We start from the raw sequence: 1,641 nt of genomic DNA on the forward strand, positions 1-1,641 counted from the left end.
CGCCGCGCGGCGCGGTCGAGACGGCGCTGGCGCAGATCTGGGCGGAGCTTCTCGGGGTCGAGCGGGTCGGGCGCCACGACCACTTCTTCGAACTGGGCGGCCACTCGCTGCTGGCCGTGCAGCTCTCGAGCCGGCTGTCGCGGGCTGTTGGCGTGGAACTGCCGCTGTCAACGCTGTTCGCCAATCCGGTGCTTTCCGATCTGGCGGCAAGCATCGTCGAGGTGTTGAGCCGCTCCGGCACGCAAGACCTGCCGGCGATTGCGGCGGTGTCGCGTGATGAGCCGCTTGTGCTGTCGTTTGCGCAGCAGCGGCTATGGTTTTTGGCGCAGCTGGACGAGGGCAGCACCAACTATCACATTCCGCTGGCCTTGCGGCTGCGTGGTGAGCTCGACCGCAGCGCCTGGCAGCGCAGCCTTGACCGTCTGTTTGCCCGTCATGAGGCGCTGCGCAGTGTCTTTGTCGCACCGGAGGGCAAGCCCTGGGTTGAGGTTCTGCCGCCGGATGCGGGACTGCCGATGGTCGAGCACGATCTGCGGGACAGGCCGGATGCTGAGGCTGCGCTTTTGGATCTATGCCATGAAGAGGCGCGCACGCCGTTTGATCTTGCGCGCGGGCCGCTGATCCGCGGGCGTCTGATCCGGATGCCGGCTGAGGAACACGTCTTCCTGCTGACCCAGCATCACATCGTCTCGGACGGCTGGTCGATGGGCGTGCTGGTTCGTGAACTCCGTCAGCTTTACCGGGCGTTCGAGGCTGGACAGGACGATCCTTTGCCGCCGCTGGCGATCCAGTATCCGGATTATGCCGCCTGGCAACGCCAGTGGCTGTCGGGGGAACGGCTGCAGAAGCAGGCGCAGTATTGGCGCGACACCCTGTCTGGCGCTCCGGCCCGTCTTGTCTTGCCGACGGACCATGCGCGGCCGGCCCAGCAGTCGTTTGCCGGGGCCAGTGTGCCGATCGTCATCGATGCGGATCTGACGCGGGGTCTGAAGCGGCTGAGCCGGCAGCATGGCACGACGTTGTTCATGACGGTGCTGGCGGCCTGGGCGGCGGTGCTGTCGCGTCTGTCGGGGCAGGACGACCTTGTGATCGGCGTGCCGAGCGCCAATCGAGGCCGGCGCGAGATCGAAGAGTTGATCGGCTTCTTCGTCAACACCCTGGCGCTTCGGCTCGACCTGTCCGGCGAGCCGAGCGTGTCGCAGCTTCTGGAGCAGACGCGGCGCACGGCGCTGGCCGCGCAGGAGCATCAGGACCTGCCGTTCGAGCAGGTCGTCGAGATCGTGCAGCCGCCCCGGGCTCTTGATCACACGCCGCTGTTCCAGGTGATGTTGGCCTGGCAGAACAACGCCGTCGGGTCGTTCGACCTTGCCGGGCTGAGTGTGGAGGCTGCCGGGGAGGGGTATGATCAGGTCAAGGTCGATCTGGAGCTGAGCCTTGGCGAGTGTGGCGAGGTGATCGCCGGAACGTTTGGTTATGCCTCGGCGCTGTTCGATGAGGCGACGATCGAGCGGCAGCGTGGTTATCTGCTGGCGCTGCTGCGGGCGATGGTTGCCGATGCCGGGCAGCCGGTCGGCCGGATTGAACTGCTGCCGGCTGCGGAGCGTGCGTATCTGCTGGAGGAGCTGAACCGGACGGCGGCGG

The 1,641-nt window shown here is 66.7% G+C and carries 1 protein-coding gene; it reads left to right on the plus strand.

Annotation, left to right across the window (positions count from 1 at the left end):
* Positions 1–35 precede the first annotated feature (35 nt).
* Positions 36–1,641: condensation domain-containing protein (locus EOC06_RS36900; RefSeq protein ID WP_245470412.1), on the plus strand; the 1,606-nt coding region annotated here is incomplete at its 3' end.

The organism is Mesorhizobium sp. M7A.F.Ca.MR.362.00.0.0, from assembly GCF_004023175.1.
GTDB lineage: Bacteria > Pseudomonadota > Alphaproteobacteria > Rhizobiales > Rhizobiaceae > Mesorhizobium.